The sequence below is a fragment of the Phenylobacterium sp. LjRoot225 genome, from assembly GCF_964252855.1.
Taxonomy (GTDB): Bacteria; Pseudomonadota; Alphaproteobacteria; order Caulobacterales; family Caulobacteraceae; genus Phenylobacterium.
Window position 1 is genome coordinate 1,181,951 of sequence record NZ_CAXUPL020000001.1, and the last position, 23,674, is coordinate 1,205,624.

The 23,674-nt window shown below is 68.5% G+C and carries 21 protein-coding genes; 11 read left to right on the plus strand and 10 right to left on the minus strand.

Annotation, left to right across the window (positions count from 1 at the left end):
* Positions 1–67 precede the first annotated feature (67 nt).
* A complete protein-coding gene (locus ACSQ2B_RS05715; protein ID WP_436048109.1) occupies positions 68–1,537 on the plus strand; it encodes a calcium-binding protein in 1,470 nt (489 codons plus the stop codon).
* 345 nt (positions 1,538–1,882) lie between these two features.
* The gene (locus ACSQ2B_RS05720) at positions 1,883–3,241 is read left to right on the plus strand and encodes a DUF6683 family protein (RefSeq protein ID WP_436048111.1); all 1,359 of its coding nucleotides are present in this window, start codon (positions 1,883–1,885) and stop codon (positions 3,239–3,241) included.
* Between the two features lie 49 nt (positions 3,242–3,290).
* On the opposite strand, the gene ACSQ2B_RS05725 is transcribed toward ACSQ2B_RS05720, so the two are convergent.
* Complete coding sequence (locus ACSQ2B_RS05725) at positions 3,291–3,506, minus strand: hypothetical protein (RefSeq protein WP_436048112.1); 216 nt, start codon at positions 3,504–3,506, stop codon at positions 3,291–3,293.
* A 176-nt stretch (positions 3,507–3,682) separates the two neighbouring features.
* On the opposite strand from ACSQ2B_RS05725, the gene ACSQ2B_RS05730 reads away from it, so the two are divergent.
* A complete protein-coding gene (locus ACSQ2B_RS05730; protein WP_436048114.1) occupies positions 3,683–4,270 on the plus strand; it encodes a lytic transglycosylase domain-containing protein in 588 nt (195 codons plus the stop codon).
* A 54-nt stretch (positions 4,271–4,324) separates the two neighbouring features.
* Here ACSQ2B_RS05730 and ACSQ2B_RS05735 read toward each other — a convergent pair whose 3' ends face one another.
* Positions 4,325–6,799, minus strand: coding sequence for an alkaline phosphatase PhoX (locus tag ACSQ2B_RS05735; protein WP_436048116.1), 2,475 nt, complete (start codon positions 6,797–6,799; stop codon positions 4,325–4,327).
* 226 nt (positions 6,800–7,025) lie between these two features.
* Here ACSQ2B_RS05735 and ACSQ2B_RS05740 point away from each other — a divergent pair, with 226 nt between their 5' ends.
* From ACSQ2B_RS05740 to virB11, 8 genes are read left to right on the plus strand one after another with little or no spacing between them, the layout of a single operon-like run.
* Entirely contained in the window at positions 7,026–7,340 is a 315-nt protein-coding gene (locus ACSQ2B_RS05740) for a TrbC/VirB2 family protein (RefSeq protein WP_436048117.1), read from the plus strand.
* Between the two features lie 3 nt (positions 7,341–7,343).
* Positions 7,344–7,628 (plus strand): type IV secretion system protein VirB3, encoded by a 285-nt coding sequence (locus ACSQ2B_RS05745; protein ID WP_436048119.1) that lies wholly within the window; start codon positions 7,344–7,346, stop codon positions 7,626–7,628.
* Positions 7,625–9,991: a VirB4 family type IV secretion/conjugal transfer ATPase gene (locus tag ACSQ2B_RS05750; RefSeq protein ID WP_436049596.1), complete on the plus strand. Its 2,367-nt coding sequence runs from the start codon at positions 7,625–7,627 to the stop codon at positions 9,989–9,991. Before ACSQ2B_RS05745 ends, ACSQ2B_RS05750 begins: the two co-directional genes overlap by 4 nt.
* A complete protein-coding gene (locus ACSQ2B_RS05755; protein WP_436048120.1) occupies positions 9,991–11,187 on the plus strand; it encodes a type IV secretion system protein in 1,197 nt (398 codons plus the stop codon). The genes ACSQ2B_RS05750 and ACSQ2B_RS05755 overlap by 1 nt, the downstream gene beginning before the upstream one ends.
* Positions 11,184–11,918, plus strand: coding sequence for a virB8 family protein (locus tag ACSQ2B_RS05760; protein ID WP_436048121.1), 735 nt, complete (start codon positions 11,184–11,186; stop codon positions 11,916–11,918). Before ACSQ2B_RS05755 ends, ACSQ2B_RS05760 begins: the two co-directional genes overlap by 4 nt.
* Entirely contained in the window at positions 11,915–12,637 is a 723-nt protein-coding gene (locus ACSQ2B_RS05765) for a TrbG/VirB9 family P-type conjugative transfer protein (RefSeq protein WP_436048123.1), read from the plus strand. Before ACSQ2B_RS05760 ends, ACSQ2B_RS05765 begins: the two co-directional genes overlap by 4 nt.
* 2 nt (positions 12,638–12,639) lie before the next feature.
* A complete protein-coding gene (virB10, locus tag ACSQ2B_RS05770; RefSeq protein WP_436048124.1) occupies positions 12,640–13,794 on the plus strand; it encodes a type IV secretion system protein VirB10 in 1,155 nt (384 codons plus the stop codon).
* Positions 13,791–14,783, plus strand: a complete 993-nt coding sequence (gene virB11, locus ACSQ2B_RS05775) for a P-type DNA transfer ATPase VirB11 (RefSeq protein WP_436048126.1) — start codon at positions 13,791–13,793, stop codon at positions 14,781–14,783. The genes virB10 and virB11 overlap by 4 nt, the downstream gene beginning before the upstream one ends.
* A 39-nt stretch (positions 14,784–14,822) precedes the next feature.
* Here the strand turns inward: virB11 and ACSQ2B_RS05780 are convergent, their stop codons facing one another.
* The 8 genes from ACSQ2B_RS05780 to ACSQ2B_RS05815 form a co-directional block, all read right to left on the minus strand.
* Positions 14,823–16,226, minus strand: a complete 1,404-nt coding sequence (locus ACSQ2B_RS05780; protein WP_436048128.1) for an aromatic ring-hydroxylating oxygenase subunit alpha — start codon at positions 16,224–16,226, stop codon at positions 14,823–14,825.
* Between the two features lie 198 nt (positions 16,227–16,424).
* Entirely contained in the window at positions 16,425–16,652 is a 228-nt protein-coding gene (locus ACSQ2B_RS05785) for a hypothetical protein (RefSeq protein WP_436048130.1), read from the minus strand.
* Positions 16,653–16,781: 129 nt separating this feature from the next.
* Positions 16,782–16,982, minus strand: a complete 201-nt coding sequence (locus ACSQ2B_RS05790; protein ID WP_436048132.1) for a hypothetical protein — start codon at positions 16,980–16,982, stop codon at positions 16,782–16,784.
* Positions 16,983–17,192: 210 nt separating this feature from the next.
* Positions 17,193–17,816 carry a phasin family protein gene (locus tag ACSQ2B_RS05795; RefSeq protein ID WP_436048133.1) on the minus strand — a complete coding sequence of 208 codons (624 nt, stop codon included), beginning with the start codon at positions 17,814–17,816 and terminating at the stop codon, positions 17,193–17,195.
* A gap of 331 nt (positions 17,817–18,147) precedes the next feature.
* Positions 18,148–18,804, minus strand: a complete 657-nt coding sequence (locus tag ACSQ2B_RS05800; protein ID WP_436048135.1) for a Crp/Fnr family transcriptional regulator — start codon at positions 18,802–18,804, stop codon at positions 18,148–18,150.
* Between the two features lie 407 nt (positions 18,805–19,211).
* Positions 19,212–21,113 (minus strand): calcium-binding protein, encoded by a 1,902-nt coding sequence (locus tag ACSQ2B_RS05805; protein ID WP_436048137.1) that lies wholly within the window; start codon positions 21,111–21,113, stop codon positions 19,212–19,214.
* A 282-nt stretch (positions 21,114–21,395) separates the two neighbouring features.
* Positions 21,396–22,148 (minus strand): Crp/Fnr family transcriptional regulator, encoded by a 753-nt coding sequence (locus tag ACSQ2B_RS05810; RefSeq protein ID WP_436048139.1) that lies wholly within the window; start codon positions 22,146–22,148, stop codon positions 21,396–21,398.
* Positions 22,149–22,360: 212 nt separating this feature from the next.
* On the minus strand, positions 22,361–22,879 hold the full coding sequence (locus ACSQ2B_RS05815; protein ID WP_436048140.1) for a Crp/Fnr family transcriptional regulator: 519 nt from the start codon (positions 22,877–22,879) through the stop codon (positions 22,361–22,363).
* Positions 22,880–23,674 lie beyond the last annotated feature (795 nt).

A 23,674-nucleotide genomic window follows, 5' to 3' on the forward strand; every position in this document is an offset into this window, starting at 1 on the left:
TGACCAGGACCGACCCCACCGGCTTGACAATAAAACCACCTAAGGGTGTGGTCGGGTGGGAGGGGCCATGACCCGATACACAAGCGACGTCACCGTTCTTTCAGGGGAAGTCGTGCGTCCTGTGTGGCGGTTTGGTGTTTTCCCTGAGGGCCAGGGCAACATGGCCTTTCAGATGATCCGCCCGGAAGGTGGGGCGGATCCAGTCTTCCGGAACTACGGCTCCGTTGAATACGTGAGCGATGACCCGAACGCCGAGGTAATCCTCCTTTGGGTCGACTACTCGAGTTCATTCTGGTCCGCGACAACCTGGGAGAACCACGGAGATCTCATCGCCAGGGCGCCCAACGGAGAGGCCCGAGGATATTGGGCGTTCAGCTGGGGGCCTGATCTGCTGAACGCCGGCAGGCTGGTGGTCGAGGGCCACCGCTATGCGCTGGCGTTCCAGAGCTGGGATGGAGTTGACCCGCAGATCCGAAACTCGGGCGAGATCGTCGCCCGCAGCGACGGCGAAACCAACGCAATCATTTTCGGCAATTCCGCGCGCGTGGAGAACTCGGGCTACGTCGCAGCCTTCAGCTCCACGTCGGATCACAGTTTCGAAGCAACCGCCGTGCAATTGCTCCGCGGCGGGACCGTGATCAACACGGGGGAGATCAGGGCTGAATCGACCCTGCCAAATATGCGGCCCCGCGGCGTGGAGCTCCTGCCCGGCGGCGACGGCGCCCAAGTCACGAACACCGGCCTCATCGTGGCCAAGGACGCGGTCTACGAAAACCCTTACGGCGCGGGCGTGACCTACCTCACGAACGGCGCCGGTGGACGGATAATTGGGAACGTCAGCCTAGGCGACTATTCCGACCGCTTGGCCAACAACGGCTGGATCGACGGGCGCGTCGATTTAGGGGCTGGCGATGACAACTACACGAGCGTCTCGGGCGCCGTGACTGGGGGCGTGCTCGCCGGCGACGGGAATGACACCGTGGAAGGCGGCGGAGGGTTCGACCGCCTCCGTGGAGACGCCGGCGACGACCGCCTTGATGGCGGCGGCGCTTTTGACGACCTGAACGGCAATGTGGGGCGCGACACCGTCCGCGGTGGGAGCGGCGACGATTGGGTTTTAGGCGGCAAAGATGCCGATCTGCTCTACGGCGATGACGGCGCGGACATTCTGAACGGCAATCTCGGCGCCGACACCTGCGACGGCGGCCCGGGCGATGATTCTGTCCGGGGCGGCCAGGGCGACGACATGCTGGCGGGCGGGGTCGGGAACGACTGGATCACCGGCGACCTCGGCGACGACACCCTGACTGGCGACGCCGGCGCAGACATTTTCCGCGCCTTCAACGGCGGCGGCATGGACCGCATCACAGAGTTCAATGCCGCCGCGGGAGACAGGGTAGCGGTCGACGGGGGCTCGACCTACAGCCTGAAGCAATCGGGCGCCGACACGGTCATCACCTTCGCTGACGGCAGCGCAACTGTGCTGAGCGGGGTCACCCTGAGCAGCCTGCCCGCGGGATGGATCTTCGGAGGTTAGCGAGAGCAGCGGCCCCCTCCCCGGTCGTCCCGAACGTCGGCTGCGGCGACTGGCTCGAATGAACCGGCCAGGTCCGCGCGCCGCCAATTTGCAGACATTCGCGTCCGTCCGGAAACCGGACCTTCGCCGGCCGGCGCACGACCCGGAGGCGTGTCAGCTCGCCCGGCGGGCCTTCCCATGGCGACGGACGTCATTTCGACCAAAAGATCGACCTTGAGTTGTGGCGCAGGCGGCACTGGCGTCGGCGCAATGCGCCGCTCCGTAGAGATGGACCCTCCGGGGGACTTGAGCATGTGGTCAATCCGCGATCGAAGAGATGCGACGGACCCCGGTGGCGCGGCGGTGATGCGCAGGTGGCCGGCCGTTCTGCTCCTGAGCGCCGCCACAGCTCTGACGCCCCTGACGGGACACGCCCGGACGACGCCTCCAAGGCCGGATCTGGCAGCCGCTGCGGGCGGGACCCATGCCGCGCGAGCGGCTCTCGAGCGCGACCGTCTTCTGGTCTTCGGCGGCGACCTTGCGGACCTCGTCGGGCGAGCGGCCCTCCTCCCGCCGGCGAGCGCGGCCCTGGCTTCCGGCCGCAAGGGAGGCGGCGCTGCGAGCTTGGCGGCGGCCTATCCAGCCGCGGAGCGTCCCAAGGCGCAGCAGCTCTTCACCGAACTCCTGGCCGGCTACCATCAGCTGGAGGCAAGGCTGGGAATTGCGGAAGGCGACGTGGCCGGCGCCGCCGCTGCGCTGATCGCCGCCGGATACATGGCCGATCAGGACCGGGATGTTTCGGATGCGGACTTCCGGATCCTGCACCGGCAGCTGCGAACGATGATCTCGCCCGGCTTTCGGAAAATCAGCCCGGACCGGCAGCGGGAAACCTATGAACGGCTGGCGATCCTCGGAACCTACATCGCCGTCACCAGGAGCGCCTTGAAGCAGCGGCCGGACGTAGCGGCCGAAAGACAGCTGCGCGCCGTCAGCGAGACCTATCTGGCCAGCTTCGTCGGCCGGGCCGCCAACGAGCTCACAGTGGACGGCCGCGGGCTGCGCTTCGCCGGCGCCGGCCGGGCCGCCGCCGTCCCCGCGCCGCCGCCTGCGCCAACGACAAGGTCACAAGCAGCAGGCGGCGGCGTCATCGTCGACCGCATCGTCTTCGACATGAGCGTGACCGCGGGCTTTGGCGGTGCGGCGATGCAGGTTCGCCCGGTCATGCTGTTGAGCGGCGGCGTGGCGTGTCGCTGCCTCGACGAGGACCTCGCATCCCTCGACCTTTCAGACCTGCGGCGGCGGCGGCCCGAGGCCATGGGCGCGTGGAGGCAGGCCGGGGATGGCCTGCAGGTCAAGTGGGCGGAGAAATGGCGGCCGGTCACGTTCAGGGTGCAAGCCAAGCCGCTTGGCGACGGATGGCGCACGAGCGGAACCTATGAGCGCCTGTCGGGCTTTGGCGGCGCGGGCGGTCCCATGGTGGCGGCTTCGCGCACCCTCACTCTCTCCAACGACGGCGGGTTTGCGCTCAACACGAACGCCGGGACCAACGCCGGCGGCGTCGCCAGCCGTTCCAGCAAGACCCGGAGCGGCCGCTACCAGGTCAAGGGGTGGGTCCTTGTCCTGCGGTACGACGACGGCCGGACCGAAGGCCTGACGGCCATGACGAGCGCGGAAGGCGGCGCTTCGACCCTGTGGCTGGCGGGATCAAGTTACGAGCGCCGGTAGCCTCGGCGATTTGAAAGCGTGGTCTAGGGTCTTCCGCGACCGCACAGATCTAGTCGTCCCGGTTCTCGGCGGCGCCAGCGCCGTCAGGCCCGTACGGTCCCATATCAGCCCCCGCGCCGTGGTCTTCGTCGGATGTCTCGCGCGTCACGTTCAGCAGCCCCGCACCTGGAACGATCGCCGGACCGCGCAGCGGCGTTCCGCTGCGTTCCTCGGCGGGACGTTCGTCGAGAGGCCTGTCCGAGCCTTCAGTGCTGTGATCGTGCATGGTCCACCTCGCGCCAGGGAAACGCACGAACAATCCCCAAGTTCGCTTGCTGATCCGCCCCGGAAAGGTGGACGAAGTTGGTCGCTCCAGGCTCCATCTCGGCTGCGCTGACGGCGCCTTCATCATAGCGTCACAGCCGTGCGCCAGGTCCCGCCCACTAGGGTGGAGGGCGAAACATGCGTCCGCAGTGGCGATCGGCGGTGGCGATAAGCGCTTCGCTTGCAGGGCTCTGCGCGATGGCGACGCCCGCCCGCGCCGACGTGCTGGCGATCGCCGACGACGGATCCGTGACCGCCTATCGAGGCGCCATGGTCTACACCGACGTCGGCGCGACCGCTGTCGTCGCGCCGCGGGCCCGGCCGTCTCCGAGGTCCGACGATGTAGGCGCCATCCGATCCGCCATCGCCCAGGCGGCGGATCGATACGCCGTCAGTCGCGAGCTGGTGGAGGCGGTCGCCTGGCAGGAATCGCGCCTGCAGCATCGCGCCGTCTCCCCCAAAGGGGCCTTGGGCGTGATGCAGCTGATGCCGGCCACCGCGCGCGAGCTGAGCGTCGACCCCCTCGATCTGGCCCAGAACATCTCGGGCGGCGCGGCCTATCTGGCCCAACTGCTCCGCCGCTACGACGGAGACCTGCGGCTCAGCCTCGCCGCCTACAACGCCGGTCCCGCCGCCGTCGACCGCTACCGCGGCGTGCCGCCCTTCGCCGAGACCCAGCGCTACGTCAGCGCCATCCTCACACGCCTCGGCCAGACACCCCGCTGAACGCAAAAGAGGCCCGCCGAAGCGGGCCTCCCCTGTCGTTGCGGAGATCTAAGCCTAGAGGCCGACAACGCCGCCGTCGTCCTTGGTGATGACGATCGTGGACGAACGCGGCCGCGACACCGCCGAAGCGTTGGTCTGGCTGGCCGGCCAGTTGCTCGGGAAGGTGTTCGGGAAGCCGGTGGAGGTGTCTTCGCCGGGATGCTGGATGTTGACGAAGACGGTGCGGCCGTCCGGCGTCGTGTCGATGCCGGTGATTTCGCACTCCTTCGGTCCGACCAGGAAGCGACGGAGCGTGGCCCCAGGCGCCTTGCCGACTCGCGTGGCCTGGGTCGCGGTCGTCGTCCCGCTGGTGTTGGTGATGGTCTTCGTCGAGCCGTCGCCCACCGTCCCCGGCATGGCCGCCAGCATCATGCAGTTGGTCACGTCGGTATAGGCGCCGTCGTCCGTCTGGATCCACAGCAGCGGCGAGACCAGGCCGGCGGGGTTGGTCGCGCGCGAGAAATATAGCCCGTCCGGGCTTGAGAAGTCGTTAGTCGCGTCCAGGCCCGAGATGTTGATGTTGGCCGCGTTGAGGTCGGCGCCGGCGCCGAAGGCGTAGATGTCCCAGGTGAAGCTGGTCGCCTCGGTGGTGTCGCCGGTCTCCCGCAGGCGGATGATGTGGCCGTTGGGGTTGCCGAGTTGGGCGGTCGCGCTGGCGCCCTTCGGGTCGTTATAGAAGCGCGGGTTGGCGGCGTCGGTGGCGGTGATCGGGCGGGACGCAGAGTTGGTGTTGGTGAGGGTCAGATAGACCTCGCCATTCACCGGGTTCACCGCGACCCACTCGGGTCGGTCCATCTTGGTGGCGCCCACAACGTCCGCCGCGAGGCGCGTGTTCACCAGCACGTCGGCCTGGTCGGCGAAGGCGTAGGTGGCGTTGGCGGCCGTGAGCCCGTTCTGGCCGAAGACCAGCGGCAGCCACTGGCCGCTGCCGTCCGCGTTGAACTTGGCGACGTGGAGCACGCCAGCATTGAGGTATTTGTCGCCGATCGCCAGACGATCGGTGGCGGTGGCGTCAGCCGCGCTCCAGGCCGTGCCGGAGATGAATTTGTAGAGGTACTCGTTGCGCGAGTCGTCGCCCGTGTAGACGGCGGGCTTCACGCCCGGCTTCAGCAGCGAAAGGCGGGCGTTCTCGTGGCCCATGCGGCCCAGAGCGGTGCGCTTGCGCGGCGCGGCGCTCGGAATGTAGGGGTCGATCTCGACCACCCAGCCGTACTGGTTGGGCTCGTTGCGGAAGTCCGCCGTCGCGCTGGCGCCCGTCGCCGAGGCGTTCCAGCGGGCGTAGATGGTGCTCGAGGCGTCGGCCGGGACCACCGTGCTCCAGCCGAAGTTGCCGTTGGCGCCCTGGGCGACGCCGTAGCGGGTCAGCGCGGTGACCTCCTTGGCCGTGCGCGCCGCATTGTCGGTGGCGGCGCGGCGGAAATAGCCCGCCCAGTTCTCTTCGCAGGTCAGATAGGTGCCCCAGCCGCTGGCGCCGGCGGCGCAGTTGTTGATCGTGCCGCGCCCTTGCGTCCCCGTCGGCGAATAGACGGTCTGCAGCAGCGCCGAACCGGCGACCGGTCCAGTGAAGGTCATGACGGTGAGCGGGGTGATCCGGCGATTGAGCGTCGAGCTCTGCACATAGCCCCACCCCGAGGCGCCGCGGGTGACTTCCACGAGGCTGACGCCGTGCGCCTCCATCTCCTTGAGCGCCTCGGCTTCGGGCCGAACGCCAGCGGTGGTGGTGGCGCCGTTCGCGTGCAGATAGCGCTGGGTGATGTTCTCGTGGTTCATCGCCAGGACGGCGCGGGTGTTCGAACTGTCGTCGCGGGTCGCGCCGCTGGCGGCCAGGCCGAAATAGGCCATGCCGTCATGGTGGTCGCCGGCGCGGGACGAGAAGCCCGTGTCGGTGCCGTCGTTGGCGTAGGCCGGCGTCGCCGCGGTCAGCGGGTCGCCCAGGCGATAGAGCACCGTGACCGTGTAGCCGGCCGGCACGGTGACGATGTCGTTGAGGTTCTTGGCCACGGCGGTGAAGCCGAGCTGCGCCGGCTGCACGGTGATGGTCGTCTCGGCGAAGCTGGTCTTGCCGCCGCTGTCCGTGGCCGTGAAGCGGAAGGCGAAGGCGGTCGCGGCGGTGACGCTGGGCGCGACAAAGGTGGCGGTCGTGGTGTTGGCGTTGCTCAGGGCGACCGTGGGCCCGGAGATCTGCGTCCAGGCGACGCTCGACACCGTCCCGTCGTCCGTCGCCGTGCCCGCCAGCGACACGGCCTTGCCGGAGCTGGTGGTCGCCGACTGACCGGCGGTGACCGTTGGCGCATCGTCGCCGCCGCCGCCGCAGGCCGCCAACGGCAGGCCGCCGAACACCGCGAGCGCCGTCGCGGTAAATCCACCCCTCAGCAGGTTACGCCGGGAATAGCGAGCGTCTACAATGTCCTGAAGGCTAGCATTTTCCGAGACATTCGTGTCCAGGATGCCATCCGTATAGGAATGATTCAGATCTTTATTTCTGCTCACGTGGCCCCCGGAAACAGTATGCCTGCGCTAATGCGCGGTCCGGGGATGCCTATCCTTTGATTTCCAAGTTTTTGTGACGCCACGACAACAACAGCGTGACAACTCCGTAGACGGTCAATCGCCGACGGAATGACCGCCGCGGCGCATCGTCACAAAACTTCGAAGGAAGCGGGATCAAACCGTCACACGATTGAGGCAGCAACGGGCGGATCTAAGGGGGCTCGCCATGCGCATTGCAAAATCCGTGATCCGACTTGTCGTCGCCCTCCCCGCCATGGGGCTCGCCGGCGTCGCGCAGGCGCAGTCGCTCGACCCCGCCGGCTCCGGCGCGATCTCCGGCGCTCTGGGGTGGCTTCAGGGCACCTTGCTGGGCACCGTGGCCACCGTCGCCGCGGTGATCGCAGTGGCGGCCGTGGGCTTCATGACTCTCACCGGCCGCATGAACTGGAGGCACGCCGCGACGGTGGTGCTGGGCTGCTTCATCCTGTTCGGCGCCACGGCGATCGTCGCCGGCATCCGGCAGACCGCGACAGGCTTCTGAGCCGTGGCCCAGCTCCAGCAGGACCTGGTCTTCGGAGCCCTGACGCGGCCGCAGATGTTCGCCGGCGTCACCTATGGCTATTTCGTGCTGAACGCGGTGGTCACCACCGAGATCTTCCTCATCACCAAGTCGCCCTGGGCGCTGCTGGCGGCCCTGTTGCTCCACGTGATCGGCTATATGGCCTGCCTGAAGGAGCCGCGGATCTTCGACCTCTGGATCACCCGGCTCACCCGCCACCCCCGCGTCCGGAACTGGCGGGCGTGGCGCTGCAATTCGTACCGGCCATGACCCGAGACCTCGATCCGCGACGCGAGGCCGCCGCCGGCGACCGCCTGCCCTACGCCCGTCACCTGGACGATCTGACGATCGAGACCCGCGACGGGCTGCTGATGCAGTTCACCCGCCTGGACGGTCTCCGTTTCGAGACCGTCGACAACGACGAGATCAACTACCGCAAGGCGTTGCGCGACGCGGCCCTGCGCACGATCGCCAGCTCCCGCTTCGCCCTCTATCACCACATCGTCCGCCGCGAGGTCGCCCCGCGGCTCGAGGCGGAGTTCACTGACGCCTTCAGCCGTGAGCTGGACGCGGCCTGGCGCCGACGGCTGTCGGCCAAGAAGCTCTATGTGAACGACCTCTATCTGACCCTGGTGCGCCGGCCGCTTCAGGGAAAGGTGGGCGTGCTTGACACCCTTATGCGCGGTCTGGGCGGCGCCTCGGCCGCCCGCGCCCAGGCCGACCAGGCCATCGAGCTGCGCGAACTGGCGGCCGCGCGCGACGCCCTGACGGCGGCGCTTGCGCCCTACGGAGCCCGCGCCCTCCAGGTCTACGACACGGCGCACGGCCCCTGCTCCGAGCCGCTGGAGTTTCTGTCCACCCTGTTCAACGGCGAGGTTCGCCCCGTGCTGCTGCCGGCGTGCGACCTCGGGCGGCACCTGCCCTATCGCCGGGTCAGCTTCGGCGCCGAGGCCCTGGAGCTCTCCGCCGCGGGCGCCCTGCCGCGCGCCTTCGCCGCCATGATCTCGGTGAAGGACTACCCGCCGCAGACCGCCGCCGGCATGCTCGACGACCTGCTGCGCCTGCCCTGCGAGCTGACCATCAGCCAGAGCTTCGGCTTCGTCGACCGCCAGGCCAGCCTCGGCCGGATGAACCTGGCGCTGCGCCGCATGCGCGCGGCCGACGACGAGGCGGTCTCCCTGCGCCAGGGCCTGATAGCCGCCAAGGACGAGGTGGCCGCCGGCCGCGCCGCCTTCGGCGAACACCATCTGACGGCGATGGTCCGGGCGTCGTCGCTCGCCGCCCTGAACGAGGCCTGCGCCGAGGTCCAGGCCGCCTTCACCGACATGGGGGTCATCGCGGTGCGCGAGGACGTCAATCTCGAAGCCGCCTTCTGGGCGCAGTTCCCGGGCAACTTCAAGGACATCGCCCGCCGCGCCCTGATCTCCACCGCCAACTTCGCGGGCCTGGCCTCAGGCCACAACTTCCCGCTGGGCCAGGCGGAGGACAACCACTGGGGCCAGGCGGTCACCCTGCTCGAGACCACCTCGGCCGGTCCCTACTATTTCAACTTCCACAAGAACGACCTCGGCAACTTCACCCTCATCGGTCCGTCCGGCTCGGGCAAGACGGTGGTGCTGGCCTTCCTGCTGGCCCAGGCCCGCAAGTTCGACCCGCGCATCGTCTTCTTCGACAAGGACCGCGGGGCCGAGATCTTCCTGCGCGCGATCGGCGGGCGATACGACGTCATCCGGCCCGGCCGGCCCACAGGCTTCAACCCGCTGCAACTGGCCGACACCCCGGCCAACCGCGCCTTCCTGGTCGACTGGAGCCGGCGCTTAGTCACCCAGCCTGGCGAGGTGCTGCCGCAGGAGGACGTCGAGCGGATCAAGGAGGCGGTGGACGCCAACTTCGCCCAGCTGCCCGAGTTCCGCCGGCTGCGCTACTTCGCCGAGCTGTTCCGGGGCGACCGCCGCCCGCACGGCGCCGACATCGCCGCCCGGCTGCGCCCCTGGTGGGGCGAAGGCGATCTCGCCTGGCTGTTCGACAACGCCGAGGACGCGCTCGACCTCGACGTCCGCACCCTCGGGTTCGACATGACCCAGGTGCTGGATGAGCCGTCCTTGCGCACGCCCACGATGATGTACCTGTTCCATCGGGTCGAGCAGCGCCTCGACGGACATCCGACGCTGATCGTCATCGACGAGGGCTGGAAGGCGCTGGACGACGACGTCTTCGTCGCCCGGATCAAGGACTGGGAAAAGACCATCCGCAAGCGCAACGGGGTCGTCGGCTTCGCCACTCAGAGCGCCCAGGACGCGCTAGAGAGCCGCATCGCCTCGGCCATCGTCGAACAGGCCGCGACCCAGATCTTCATGGCCAATCCCAAGGCCCAGGCGCGCGACTACATGGAGGGCTTCGGCCTGACCGAGCACGAGTTCGGCCTGGTGCGCTCGCTGCCGGACACCTCGCGCTGTTTCCTGATCAAGCACGGGACTGACAGCGTCGTCGCCCGGCTCAACCTTGCCGGCGAACCCGAACTCCTCACCATCCTGTCGGGACGCGAGCGGACGGTGCGCCTGCTCGACGAGATCCTCCAGAGTGTCGGCGACAGCCCCGACGCCTGGCTGCCGCGTCTGCTGGAGCGGGCGTGATGGCCGACGCCTGCGCCGCGGCGGCGAACCAGACCGGGCTGGTCGAGGGGCTGCTGAGCTCGACCGACTGCCACATCGCCGACCTGGTGCAGACCGGCTACGGGGCGCTGGCCGGGCCGGAGTCGCACCTCATCGCGGCTTTGACGGCCGTGCTGACCATCTATGTCGCGCTCCTGGGCCTGCGGCTGATGCTGGGACTCGGCGCGCTGCGAGTGGGCGACCTCACCCTGGCGGCGGTCAAGATCGGCGTCGTCCTGGCGCTCGCCACCAACTGGCCGCTCTACCATCGGCTGGTCTTCGAGACCCTGTTCCACGGCCCCGAGCAGCTCGCCGGGGAGCTCCTGATGGGATCGGCCGCGGGCAAGCCGATCGAAGCCCTGCGCGGGGGCCTCCAGCTGGCCTTCGACGAGATGCAGGCCGCCGCCCACGTCTACGCTCAGAAGACGCCAGGCGGCGCCTCGCCCTGGCTGGGGGGCGCAGGGTTCAGCGCCGCCGCCCTCAACCTCTCCTCGGTGCTGATGCTGGTCTCGACCCTCGGCGTCCTGCTGGGCCTGAAGATCGTCCTGGCCGCCCTGCTGGTCGCCGGCCCGGTTTTCCTCGGCTTCTTCCTGTTCCAGAGCACGCGCGGGATCTTCGTCGGCTGGCTGCGCGCGGCGATCGGCCTGGCGCTGGCGCCTCTGTTCGCCCTGCTGGCCCTGGTTCTCCAGCTTCAGCTCGTGCAGCCGCACCTGGCAGACCTGGCGGCGATGCGCGCCCAGGGCGGCGCGGATGCTGGGGCCGGGCCGGCCGTAGCCGTCCTGGTGATCACCCTGACCACGGCGATGGTGACGCTGGCCGGCCTCGCCACGTCCGGCGTCGTGGGCTTCAGCCTGAGGCTGCCGCTCGGACGCTCCGCCTCGGCGGCACCGACCAGCGCAACGGGGGCTGCGGCCGGCGCCGCCTGGGTTGAGCGCGCCGCTGCGCCGCCGACCGATTTCGAGCCGCCGCCCAGAATCGCCGCCGTCGCCTCGGCCGCGGCGGCTCTGGAGCGCCGCGACAGCCGCCTTCTGCTCGAGCAGGCCGGTCATGGCCGGCCCGCCGGCGTCTCAAACTATAGCCCACAGGGCGCCTCGGAGTTCACGCGCCAGGCGGGCGTCAGCCGGCGCAGATCGGCCCAGCCGCCGGCGTCGGCGAGCAGCCTGCGGAGAGACCGATGAAGATCGAAAAGCCCGCGGCCGCCGACCGCCAAGCCTACTACGCCCAGGCCGCGACCTGGGCCCAGGACGTGCACGGCGCCTTGCGCGCCTCACGCCGCCTGGCCTGGATCATCGCCGGCGTAGCGGTCGGCGTGGCGGCGCTGGAAGCTGCAGCCCTGGCCGCGCTGGCGCCGCTGAAGACGGTGGTCCCCTACACCATCCTGGTCGACCGCCAGACCGGCTACATCGAGACCGCCCATGCCCTGAAGGCGGGCGACCTGTCGCAGGACGCCGCCGTGACCCAGGCCTTCCTCGCCCAGTACGTCCTGGCGCGCGAGACCTTCGACGCCCACGACCTGCAGGCCAACTATCGCAAGGTGACGGCCTGGTCGCAGGGACCTGCGCGCAGCCAGTACATCCACGCCATGCAGCCGCAGAACCCACAGAGCCCAACGGCCCTCTACAGCCGCACCACCGTCGTTCAGACGACTCTCAAGAGCGTCTCGCTGATCGCCTCCAACTCCGCCCTGGTGCGGTTCGAGACCGAACGCCGCGACGGCGACCTCGCCGGCGAGCGCCGCGCCTACGCCGCCGTCGTCGGCTTCCGCTACACCGGCGCGCCGATGCGCAACGAGGACCGGCTGCTGAACCCGCTCGGCTTCCAGGTCACTGCCTACCGCCGCGACTCCGAGACGGTCGGCGCCCCGACGCCCGGCGTCGTCCAGCCCGCCATGACCGGAACTGCGCCGTGAAGCGCCTGGGGATCCTCCTGGTCCTGGCGGCGCTCGTCGCCGGCCCCGCCTCGGCGCAACCGCGACCCCAGGCGGCCGGCCTGGACCGGCGGGTGCAGCTCGTCGACTTCGACCCGGACAAGGTGACGCCGATCCGCGCCGCTCTCGGCTACCAGCTGATGATTGAGTTCGCGCCCGACGAGCGGATCGAGAACGTCTCGATCGGCGACTCCCTCGGCTGGCAGGTTACGCCCAACCGGCGGGCCAACATCGTCTTCCTGAAGCCGATCGACGGGACCGCGACCAACATGACGGTGGTCACCGACGCCCGCCGCTATCTGTTCGACCTGCGCCTCGCGGCCAAGGGCGCCAAGGCGTCGCCGGCCTACACCGTCCGCTTCCTCTACCCCGCGCCGGCGACAGCGGCGGTCATCCCCCAGCGCGAGCCGGAGCCTCGGGTGGCCAACGCCGCCTACACGGTCACCGGCTCGCCGGAGAACGCGCCGTCGCGGATCTTCGACGACGGCGAGATGACCTATTTCGAATGGCCGCCCCAGAGCGCCGCGCCGGCCATCTTCGCCGTCGCCGGCGACGGGTCGGAGAGCATGGTCAACTACGCGGTGCGCGGCCCCTACGTCGTCGTCCAGCAGCTGGCGCCGCGCTTCGTCCTGCGCAACGGCAAACAGGTCGCGACGGTGGTCAACGGCGGCTATCCCACGCAACAGACGGCGCAGAGGTGACGATGACGCCCCCGAGCGCCGATCCCGAAACCCTCGAGCTGCAGCCCCGCCTGAGCGTCGCGCGCACCAGCGGCGGCCTGCCCACGCCGCTGATCATCGCCGCCTTCATCGTCCTGGCGGTGGCGCTCTTCCTGGTCCTCAACGGCCGCCGCAGCCAGGCCGAGGCCCGCTCATTGACGGCGCCCGCCCCCGACGCCGCGCCCAGCGAGCCCGCCGCTCCGCTACAACTCCCCGCCGCACCGTCGGAGACGCCGCCGGCCGCGCCCGTCCAGCCTGCGCTCCCACAGCCGTCACCGGCCCCAGCGCCCGCCTCGCCCCCGCCCGCCGTCGCCAGCGATGTCAGGACCCGCCTCAGCGCGCCCGCCGTGGTCGTCGATCTCAGCGGGCAGAACCGGCCCCTCACCCTGGCCCAGGCGGCGGCCCCGCCGCGCCCCGCGGCGACCGGCGAGACCTCGGCGAGCGCCGCCATGGCGCAGGCGCTGGAAGGCCAGCCCGGTCCCGGCGCGGTGGAAAGCATGGCCCAGCGGCTGCAGCTCGGCGGCTCGACCCCGGGCGCCGCCATCGCCACCCAGATGGGCGACCTTGGCCTCGTCATCCCGCAAGGCGCGGTCATTCCAGCCGTGCTGGAGACGGCGATCAACTCCGACCTGCCGGGCTACACGCGCGCGATCGTCAGCCGCGACGTGCGCAGCTTCGACGGCCGGACGGTGCTCATCCCGCGCGGCAGCCGGCTGATCGGCCAATACCGCAGCGCCGTCTCACTGGGTCAATCCCGGGCCTTCGTGATCTGGTCGCGTGTCACCCGTCCCGACGGCGTCACCGTGCAGATCGGCTCGCCCGGAACCGATCAGCTCGGCCGCGGCGGGCTTACCGGCGACGTCGACCGGCATTTCTTCACCCGTTTCGGCGGCTCGATCCTGCTGTCGGTGCTGAACGCCGGGGTCGCCTCGATCGCCAAGGGCCCGACCACCACCGTCGCCATCGGCTCCCCCGGTCAGGCCGCTGCGGCCGCCTCCCTGGTCCAGCCGGAATCCGTTCCTCCGACCATCAAGGTCCCGCAGGGCGAGGCGATCCGGATCTTCGTCGCCCGCGACCTGGACTTCTCCGCCGTGGCCCCAGTCAATGCGGGCCCGATCAATGCGGGAACGGGGTGGTGAACGCCCAGCCCGCCGCCGTCTATCTGACCACCTATCTTGCGCCGATCGCGACCCTGCTCGCCCGCCCCGACGTCACCGACCTCTACGTCAACCGCCCGGGCGAGGTCTGGGTGGAGACCCTTCAGGGCGGGCTCGAACGCCACGAGGCCGCAGGGCTCGACGAGACCACGCTCTGGCGGCTGGCGCGCCAGATCGCCAGCCTCTCGCACCAGGGGGTGAACCGCGAGCACCCCCTACTGTCCGCCACCCTCCCCGACGGCGCCCGGGTGCAGATCATCGCCCCACCGGCGACGCGCGGCCCGATGGCGGTGGCGGTGCGCAAACATGTGGTCGCCGACCTCAGCCTGGACGACTACGCGCGCGACGGCTTCTTCGCCCGCGTGCGGACCGACGGGGTTTCCCAGGTCGAGGCGGTGGATGCGGAGCTGCGCCGGCTGCTCGACGGCGGCCTGACCGCCGATTTCCTTCGCGAGGCCGTCCGCCAGCGCAAGAACATCGTCGTCGCCGGCGGCACCTCCACCGGCAAGACCACCTTCGTCAACGCGCTCTTGAAGGAGATCCCGCGCCACGAGCGGCTGATCCTGATCGAGGATGCCGCCGAGATCCGGATCGAGCATCCCAACGCGATCGGCCTGCTGGCGGTGCGCGGCGAAACCGGCGAGGCCAAGGTCGCGGCCGAGGACCTGCTGCAGGCCTGCCTGCGCATGCGCCCCGACCGTATCATCCTGGGCGAACTCAGGGGCCGCGAGGCTGCGAGCTTCCTGCGCGCGGTCAACAGCGGACACCCCGGCTCGATCACCACCCTGCACGCAGACAGCCCGGAAGGCGCGGTCGAACAGCTCAGCCTCATGGTCCTCCAGGCCGGGCTCAACCTCGGACGCGCGGAGATCGCCGCCTACGTCCGCGGCGTTGTCGACATCTTCATCCAGCTCACGCGCAGCGAAGGCCGTCGGGCGGTGTCCCAGATCCAGTTTCGCCCCGCGCGCTGAGCGCCGTACCCTCCGGCCCGGGAAGGGGCGCAGCGGGCGTCAGAACCCCAGGTCGCGGATCGGGCTGTCGTAGCCGCTGCAGACGACCTGGGTCGCTTTCGACAGCCTGGCCGCATCCACCCCGGTCAGATAGCCGTCGATCAGCCGCTGGTAGTTGCTGATCATGCCCTCCACGTCCTTGGAGAGGCGCATGTAGTTGAAGCCCTGGCTGTGCAGGCCGAGTTGCTGGAGCGGCAGGTTGGAATAGTCCTGCTGCGGGATCTCCGGGAAGCTCGGGTCGTCGTGCGACTTCGGCGCGGGCGCCTTGGGCGGCTCGCGGGTTTCGTCTTCGGGGTGCAGCGAGAGCGCCCAGATCTCGAACAGGCAGGTTTCCGGCGTGAGCGGGCGGACCCGATAGGACGACATCGCGCTGAAGAACGGCAGCAGGAAGAAATGCGGGAAGATGTATTCGACCGCCGAGATCGGATGCGTCGCGGCCACAGTGTTCAGGTCGGGCGTCGGAATCCCCTGCTCCCGGCCCTGCCGGGTGATCTCGCCATTGATGCGGCCGAAAAAGGCCTGTGGCGCCGTCGCCAGGTCGTCGGGCAGTTCGACGTCGCGCAGGCCCTCGATGATCGCCATCTCCCGGGGGTCGATCATCCCGGCCATGCCGGTGTGCAGGCTGCGCATGAAGTCGATCATCAGCTCGACATAGTCCCGAACCGACTTGACCCGGCCAGGCGGCGCCTTGGTGCTCGCCCCTTCGGAGCCGTAGAGGCTCATGCCCGGCGGAGTCAGGACGTGGAGCTGCGGGTGGGTCCGCATGACGTGATAGCCTTCCATGAAGGCTTCCATGGCGAGCTTCCAGTTCACCGGCAGCACCGCCGAATGCCACCAGTCCACCTTCAGCTTGTCGACATTGTGCGCTTCCAGCCGGTCCGCCAAGGAGCCCAGGCTCTCGCGCAGCGGCGGCGCATCGTCGTCGAAGTTGATGAAGGCGCAGCCGCCCCACAGCTCGACCCGACAGGGCAGCAGATTGACGTCCTCTCGCGTCAGGGCGTCCTCGCTGAAGTAGCGGCGCTCGTAGATGAAGGTGTTCCTGCCGTCGATGTTCCAGCGCCAGCCGTGGAAGGGGCAGTTGAAGCCCTGGACCTCGCAGTTGCCGCTGCCGTTGGCGAACTTCACGCCGCGATGGCGGCAGGCGTTGTGGAAGGCCTTCACCCCCGTCTGCGTCCGGACCACGATAATCGACTTGTCGAGGAGGGTGTATTCGACCCAGTCGCCGACGTTCGGAACCTCCTCCAGCCGGCAGGCCATCTGCCAGACATGCGGCCACAGGCGCTCGCACTCCAGCTTGAAGAAGGCTTCGTCGTAGTAGCGCCGCGACGGGATGAACTCCGGATCGTCGATTAGAAACGGCACGTCCCCCGTACGGGCGTCCTTGGCCTGCATCATCACCGTCATCTTTTCCTCCCCGCCGCCGGGTCGAGCCGGGGGCATGGACGACAGCATTCCGCAGAGCGGACCTCGCCGCAACACCGCAGGTAGCGCCGCTGAAACCAGACATCATGGGCCAGGCCCCGCGGGCGGCGACGTGCAGGATTTTTTCGGCGACAGCGGCGGGATTGTGCCGGGCCGGACCCTATGGGCGGCGGGCGCTGGTCAGCCGTCGCTGCCGGCGTCTTCGACGGGCGGATTCGTCTCCCCCGCCGCCTCGGTCAGCAGACGCAGCAAGAGGCGGTTGCCTTGGTCGATGCTCTCGACCGGCTCGCTGCGCAGGATCACCCGCTTGAGGCAGACCACGACCGCATAGGGCCGCGCCTTGCCGGGGGTGGCGACGACGGCGCCGCTGGGCGCCGATTCATCTGCAACGTCTCGTCGTCCGTTCACGTCGAGTTTCTCCACGGATCGTTCCGCCGCTGACCCGTCGCGGCGATGCGTTCGCCGGCTTCGGCGAAGCCAGCCCGGCTGCTCATTCAGAATCGAGATGTCACGGAAGCGCGGCTTAGGCGCATGTGCTCAGCGCCTGTGCACCGCCGTGCGGACGTCCCACACGCGCTCGCGCCCGGGTTCAGGCTTCAGACGCGCTTCTACCAAGTGATCGCGCCCGGCGTCGGCGGGCGATAGGTCGGCGTGGCGCGGTTCGGCGCCCGAGTGCTGGGCGGCGGAGCGCGCGGCGGCGATGGTGTCCTGCAGCGTATCGATCGATCTCTTCGCCATTGGCAAATCCCCGGAAGCCGCGGCGCATCCATGGGCGCGGCCGGATAGGCTGAAGTCATCAGCCTGCCGCAGGTCGACCTGGGGTGATCGATCAAAAGCAAAGCGCGGAGTCGGATGAATGCGATGTTCCGGCCGCCCTATGCCGGTGCAGCCGCAGTGGCAGGCGGGCCCGGCGCCTCAAGGCCCGCAGAACCCGCCGCCTTAGTCGTTTCAGGCTGCGGGCTGGGCCCGCGGCTGGATCGCCCGGGTGGCTTCTTTAAGCGCGTCGGATTGGGTCCGCGCGACGATGTCGCTGCTCTCGATCACCAGCTGCAGGTTGTCGCGCAACAGGTTGCTCTGCAGGGCCGCCACGTCCTGCAGGGTCCGGCAGCCGGCCAACCGGCCGAAGGCCTGGAGGTTGGTGCGCACCGTCTTCTGGGTCAGTTCGAACCAGGCGCGGGACGCGTCCTGGGCTCCCTTGGCGAGCGCGCTGGACGCCTTCGACACCGCCTGGACGTTCTGCGCCGACTGCTCGCTCAGATCCCGGTTCGGCGTCGCGACGTCGAGTGCGCGTGTCAAGTTCTGGGTCAGGCCCTCGAAGCTGCGAATCCCCACCTCGAGGCTCGAGTGCACGGCCTGTTGGGCGGTCTCGAGCTGGATGCGCAGGATCTCGCTGTTGGCCTTGGCTGCGGCGCCGTTCGCCTCGGCGCTCTTGTCCGCCACCGTTTCGGCGGCGCGGAGGCCCTCCTTGGCCTGGCGCGCACCTGCGTTGGCGACACGACGGGCGGCCTCCGCGGCATCTTCACCGCCATTCTTCGAGGCGAGCGTGGGGCCGGTGTTTTGAACGTCTGCCATGGGAAGCTCCTCGCGAAACGCCCGCGCAGCGGGCCGAATTGCCTAGCCCGACGCAACGATACGTTGAGCGGCAACGCAGCACATAACCCTGACGCGGATGCTTCTGTTCCGTGGAACCTGCTCCGTCAGACTATTAATTGCAGCACATCACCCGATACCTCGCCGTCAGCGTCGCCCGACGGAGTTCGGACGACGTCCGCGTGAGACGTTCGACAATAATGAGCGGAAATAATTCTTCAGCCCACGTCACGCGTAAGATTGGATCCCTGCGCCCGCCCGCTTTGTGGCCACGCGAGGTGGCGACCCGCATTTGGGACTTGGCCGGCTGGGCTTAGTCCCGAACCGCGCTGGGCCAGCGCGGACGCTCGGGTCGGACCTGCTCGGAGTCAGACCGGTAGCAGGCGAGGGCCGCGAGCCTGTGATCCTGGTGCAGGGTGATCCTGCCGCGTCCGACCGTCAGCAACCCCTCGCCCCGCAGCTGCTTCAGGGTTCGATTGATGTGCACCACGCTCAGCCCGAGCGCGTCTGCGAACACCTCCTGAGTGAGAGGGAGGCGGAAAGCGCCCGCCTTGACGAGCCCGATCACCTCGAGCCGGTCGTGAAGTTCGAGCAGAAGGTTCAGCACCCGCTCCTTGGCCGTCAGCCGCCCGATCCGCACGATCTGGTCGAAGAGCCGCGCCTCGCGTCGAGAGATGGCGTCTGCAATGGAGGCGGAGACCTGCTCGCCGGTCGCCAGGGCCGCTGTGTCGGCGATTTCGACATTGGTCAAGGCCACCAGGCCGCGGCTGCCCACGTCCGAGGAGCCGCTGATGCTCGCGACGTCCCCTGGCAGGAGAAAGGCGAAGATCTGCCGCCGGCCGTCCGGAAGGATCCGCGTCTCGGCGATCCATCCTGACACCACCACGATCTGGCGGCGCCGGCTTTCGGGATCCGCGGAGACGCCGACGCCGGCCGGGATCCGCTCCACGGTCCGCCAGAAGTTCTGCACGCGTCCAACGTTGACCTGTCGGACGTCAGTTGCTGCGGCGAACGTGAACCCCCCGCTATGCGAAACGACGCTAACCTCACTCGCCATAGACATGACCAACCCCCTGTATTTCCCCGACTGACGGTTCAACTTGATCGGCGTGGTGATCAGCGCCCGTCGAAGCCAATGTCCATCAATTGATGTGCCGGTGAAATTCCGGGGGATTGCCCCCGTATTTCTCCGGATGAGGCAGCACGACGCACCGAAATCTTCCCGATGCTGACGGCCAAGACGCCTTCCATCCGCGAGTGCGGCGCCAGTCTCGATGGGGATCAGAGGACCGGGGGAACTATCGTTCAGGCGTCTCGCCGCGGTTGGCGGCGGAGACTGTGGACATCATCCAGGAGCGTCGGCTTGGGGTGGGTGTCTTAGGCGCCGAAAATCCACCCGCCCGGCAAGCTTGAGAGCTGCACGCCGACCAGGACCAGCTGGTCGCCGCCGGAGAGGTCGATCACCGTGTCCGCGCCTGATTGGCTCAGACTGTAGGACTGACCGGGCGCAAGCTGGACCCGATCCCCCTCGGCGACGCTGAAGTCCAGCACCCGGTCGACGCCGCCTCCGGCGAAAATGTGGAAGACATCCGCCCCGGCGGCGCCGGTCAGGACGTCATTCCCGCGATCGCCCGACAGCCAATCGTCGCCGGCGCCGCCGTCCAGCAGGTCGTCCCCCTGACCGCCGCGGACGATGTCCGCCCCGTCCCCGCCCGCGCAGGTGTCCGAGCCGAGGTTGCCGTTGATGATGTCGTCGCCGGCGTCGCCGGACACCTGGTCGTTTCCCTGACCGCCGAGCACCCAGTCGGCGCCCAGGCCGCCGCGGACCGTGTCTTCGCCGATGTTGCCGTGGATGTTGTCGGCGCCGGAGCCGCCCACGACGAGGTCGTTCCCGTCCTCGCCGCGCAGGTAGTTGGCCCCGTCGCCGCCCTCGATCCGATCGTCGCCCAGGCCGCCGTAGACGCTGTCGTCGCCGGCGTCGCCGAACAGCTGGTCGCCACCGTCGTCCCCGAAGATGCGGTCGCTGTCGCGGCCGCCGAGAACCGTGTCGTCGCCTGCGCCCCCCGCGATGCTGTCGAAGCCGCCGTTGCCGTGCACCCAGTCATTGCCGCCGCCGCTGGTGACGGTGTCGCCCCCCTCCCCGGCGGAGAAGTGGTCCGACGAGGCTCCCAGCTGGACGACGTCGGATTCGGCGGTGCCGCTGGAGCCGCCGGTGATGACGGTCGGGCCGCCGTCGGTTGGCGGCGGTGGCGGTGGCGGTGGCGGTGGAGGCGGAGGCGGCGGAGGTGGAGGTGGAGGTGGAGGTGGAGGTGGCGGTGGAGGTGGCGGTGGCGGCTCCGGCACGGTGAACGTCATGGTGTTGGGCGTGGCGTCCTCGTTCTCGCCCCAGCCGACGAAGCCGTCGTCGCGCACTTGGAAGGTGAAGGAGGTGGTTCCGACGCCGCTCGGCGTGAACACCAGGTCGCCCGCCTGGATGTCGTCCGCGCTGATCACCTGGCCCGCGGTCACGGCCGTCGCATTCAGCGTAAGCTGGCCGCTGGCCGGCAGGGTGGCGACCTTGACAGCCTCAAGCCCGTCGCCCTGGCCGTCGCTGAAGCCGAAGTCGCTCACCGCCAGCGTGTGCGACGTCCCGGCCGCGAGCGTGCTGCTAAAGTCCGCGCCGGACGGCGCCTCGTTCTCGCCGAAGACGCCGTCGTCGAACGCCAGCCTTTCAATCCCGGTGAGCCGGTCGAAGCCATCCGGTCCTGAAATCCCCAGGACGCCGCCGCCGAGGTCGCTGGCCACGTAATCGGTGCTGTCGCCGGAGAACCTCGCCACGTCCAGGGCGCCCGCGCCGCCGTCCAGGGTGTCGGCGCCCGCTCCGCCGTCGAGGGTGTCATTCTCCGTTCCGCCGATCAGGGTGTCCCGCCCGTCGTCACCCAGCAGGTGGTCGGCTCCTGCGAGACCCGAGAGGCTGTCGTTGCCCTCGACGCCATACATTGCGTCGCCGGCCGCACTGCCGAGCCACCAATCCTCTCTGAACGGGCACCCCACGAACAGCAGGCTTCCATCCGGGAAGCGAGCGTCGCTACCATGGATGCCGAAGCCGAAGTCCACGGAACGGCCGCCCAGGGTGATGGTCACGTACAGTGGCGATCCACCAAACGCCCCATCAGGGTTGAAGACGAGACTGGCTTGCTTGGCGTTCGCCCCGGCGGTTGCGAACTGCAGCGTGTCGCTTGCCGCCGAGTAGCTCGCGGCCTGGGCGGAGGTGATCGTCTCGAACGTGTAGGTCGCCATCTACCCATCCAGTGCTGCGGCGCCGGCGCCGTTCGCGCACAGCTGCGGCGTTGGGCAGCGCCAAGTTCGCACCCAAGGATGTGATGTGCTCGTCGGTGATCTTCCCCGACACACCAGAAGATAGGCGCCCCCGCGGGCCGCCCTCACGTCTGCGTGAAACGGAAAACGGCGCCGGCTCAATGGCGTGACGCCACAGCTTGAAGGGCCGCGCTCGTCGCCCGGGCGACGCCTTCGGCGATCAGAAGATAGAGCCCCTAAGGGCGAGCGGCGGCACGCTTGCCGCTATTGCGTGGGGCTCGGAAGCACGTCGGCGTGGTCCGCCCGATGCAGCCCCTGGGCCAGTTCGACCAGACGGGCGCGATCAACGTGGCTGACCCGGCTGAAGCGAAACGTCACGCCACCCTGAAGCCGCAGGGCCTTGAGGCTTCGGCTCACGTGCACCACGCTTAAGCCAAGCGCGTCGGCGAGGTGCTCTTGGGTCAGCGGCAGGTAGAAGCTGCGCTCGTTCACCACGCCGATCTGGTCCAGCCGATCATGCAACTCGAGCAGAAGGTCGGCGAGGCGCTGCAGCGCCGAGCGCCGGCCGAGCCGAACCACGTCCTCGTAGCGCCGCTCCCTGGCGAGGCCGACCGCGTCGTTCATCGCCTTCCAGATCGCGACCCGCTCCGCGTCCTTGGCCCGGACCAGGGTCTGGGCCACGTCGATGCATTCGACGCTGGTCAATGCGACCACGCAGCACGGTCTGGCGCGATTCACCGGGCGCGAGAGCACCGGGTCCCCGGGGATCCCAAAGGAGAAGATTTGCCGCCTTCCGTCCGGCAGCACGCGCATCTCGCAGGTCCAGCCGTTCAGGATCCACTTCAGGCGCGGCGTCCGGGCGAACGAGCTGATCACCGCGGCTGCGGGATAATGCTCTATGGGACGGATCAGCTCGGTGAAGGTTTCCGCCATGGATTGCGGCAATCCAGCGTTCCGGATCAGCCCCTCGGCCGCCGGGTGCGCCAGGGATTCGGAAGTCCCGCTCGACGTCGGCATCTCTTTCTTTCCGATTCTGGCGCTTGAAACGGGGCGACAGAGCGCGTCCTGAAAGAGCAGTCTGGGGTGGCGACCTCACTAACATTCGCCATCTTGAACGTAGGAATACAACTCGGCGTTTGGATATTTACGAAGACAACAAAGGACTGCACCCGGTTGGCGAACAGTCCTCTGTCGGCTTGGATTGACCCCGAAATGTCACTGGGCCGCGGCTAACGCTCGAGACGAACCTGCTCGACCTCAGACTGGTAGCAGGCCGCCGCCGCATGCTTCTGAGGCTGGTGCAGCGTGACCATGCCACGCCCGATTGTCAGAAACCCTTCGCGCTGTAGCCGTTGCAGCGTTCGATTGATGTGCACCACGCTTAGTCCCAGCGCGTCTGCGAACACTTCTTGCGTCAGGGGGAGGCGGAAGGCGCCCGCCTTGACGAGCCCGATCACCTCCAGCCGGTCGTGAAGTTCGAACAGAAGGTTCAGCACCCGTTCCCGGGCCGTCAACCGCCCAATCCGCACGATATGGTCGAAGAGCCGGTCCTCGCCTCGGCGGACCGCATCGGCAACGGAGGCGGACGCCCGCTCACCGGCGACCAAGGCTATGGCGTCGGCGATTTCGACGTTGGTCAAGGCCACGAGGCCACGGTCGCCCACGTCGGAGACGCCGCTGAAGCTCGCGACGTCGCCGGGCAAGTGAAAGGCGAAGATCTGCCGCCGGCCGTCCGGAAGGATCCGCACCTCGCAGAGCCATCCTGAGACCACCACAAGCTGGCGCTTCCGACCGCCAGGATCTGCGGTCACGCTGGCGCCGACTGGGATCCTCTGCACGGTCCGCCAGAAGTTCTTTACCTGTCCGACGTCAACCTCTCGGAGGTCAGGCCCTCCGACGGACCTAGACCTGCCGTCGCACGAGACGACGCCGACGTCACGCAACATGTCCATAAACAACCCCTTCCACACCAATACCGTGAGAAGCGCCGATTAACGCTACGAATACGCGATATTGACGACAGCCCCGGTTTCCTGAATGCAGCATTTGTATGGGATTCAGAGTGTCACCCCCTCCAATCCTAACAAATTCACCAAGCCGTGATGATAATTACCTACAATTGTCTTTCGCCAATTTACCACGCGTAATCCGTGCACTTTGACTTTTGCGGGGATCCAGAGCGCTAACCAACGGCCCGTTGCTGTTCATCAATTCTCGAAGCGAGGACCCGGCTTCAGGGGCGAATCTTCGAACATCGCTCGGAAATCAGAACCAGAGCAGCCGACAGCTTGGTGCCGGACGAATACCGAAGGCGGATCTTCCGAACCCGCCAAGAGATCAGTGGCCGGCTTGCTGCGACGTCCGCGCGACTGGACATCGCGTTTCGAGATTAAGCGCCAGCCCAGCCGCCCGGTTCGAATGGCGCAGCGAACCCATCCCGAAGAAGGCGGCGGCGACGACGCATCACCCCGCCCGGCGCCCACCGCAGGTTTCAAGCGGTCGGGCGCGCATCCGGGAAACATGGCCAAAGGGCAGAAAACTGC

Bases quoted from the DNA above. Each gene is read 5' to 3' on its own strand.
- ACSQ2B_RS05805 (WP_436048137.1), bottom strand. From the start codon at position 21,113: ATGGCGACCTACACGTTCGAGACGATCACCTCCGCCCAGGCCGCGAGC.
- ACSQ2B_RS05760 (WP_436048121.1), top strand. From the start codon at position 11,184: ATGAAGATCGAAAAGCCCGCGGCCGCCGACCGCCAAGCCTACTACGCC.
- ACSQ2B_RS05740 (WP_436048117.1), top strand. From the start codon at position 7,026: ATGCGCATTGCAAAATCCGTGATCCGACTTGTCGTCGCCCTCCCCGCC.
- ACSQ2B_RS05750 (WP_436049596.1), top strand. From the start codon at position 7,625: ATGACCCGAGACCTCGATCCGCGACGCGAGGCCGCCGCCGGCGACCGC.
- ACSQ2B_RS05720 (WP_436048111.1), top strand. From the start codon at position 1,883: ATGCGCAGGTGGCCGGCCGTTCTGCTCCTGAGCGCCGCCACAGCTCTG.
- ACSQ2B_RS05795 (WP_436048133.1), bottom strand. From the start codon at position 17,816: ATGGCAGACGTTCAAAACACCGGCCCCACGCTCGCCTCGAAGAATGGC.
- ACSQ2B_RS05810 (WP_436048139.1), bottom strand. From the start codon at position 22,148: ATGCCGACGTCGAGCGGGACTTCCGAATCCCTGGCGCACCCGGCGGCC.
- virB10 (WP_436048124.1), top strand. From the start codon at position 12,640: ATGACGCCCCCGAGCGCCGATCCCGAAACCCTCGAGCTGCAGCCCCGC.
- ACSQ2B_RS05730 (WP_436048114.1), top strand. From the start codon at position 3,683: ATGCGTCCGCAGTGGCGATCGGCGGTGGCGATAAGCGCTTCGCTTGCA.
- ACSQ2B_RS05725 (WP_436048112.1), bottom strand. From the start codon at position 3,506: ATGCACGATCACAGCACTGAAGGCTCGGACAGGCCTCTCGACGAACGT.
- ACSQ2B_RS05790 (WP_436048132.1), bottom strand. From the start codon at position 16,982: ATGGCGAAGAGATCGATCGATACGCTGCAGGACACCATCGCCGCCGCG.
- ACSQ2B_RS05755 (WP_436048120.1), top strand. From the start codon at position 9,991: ATGGCCGACGCCTGCGCCGCGGCGGCGAACCAGACCGGGCTGGTCGAG.
- ACSQ2B_RS05715 (WP_436048109.1), top strand. From the start codon at position 68: ATGACCCGATACACAAGCGACGTCACCGTTCTTTCAGGGGAAGTCGTG.
- ACSQ2B_RS05780 (WP_436048128.1), bottom strand. From the start codon at position 16,226: ATGACGGTGATGATGCAGGCCAAGGACGCCCGTACGGGGGACGTGCCG.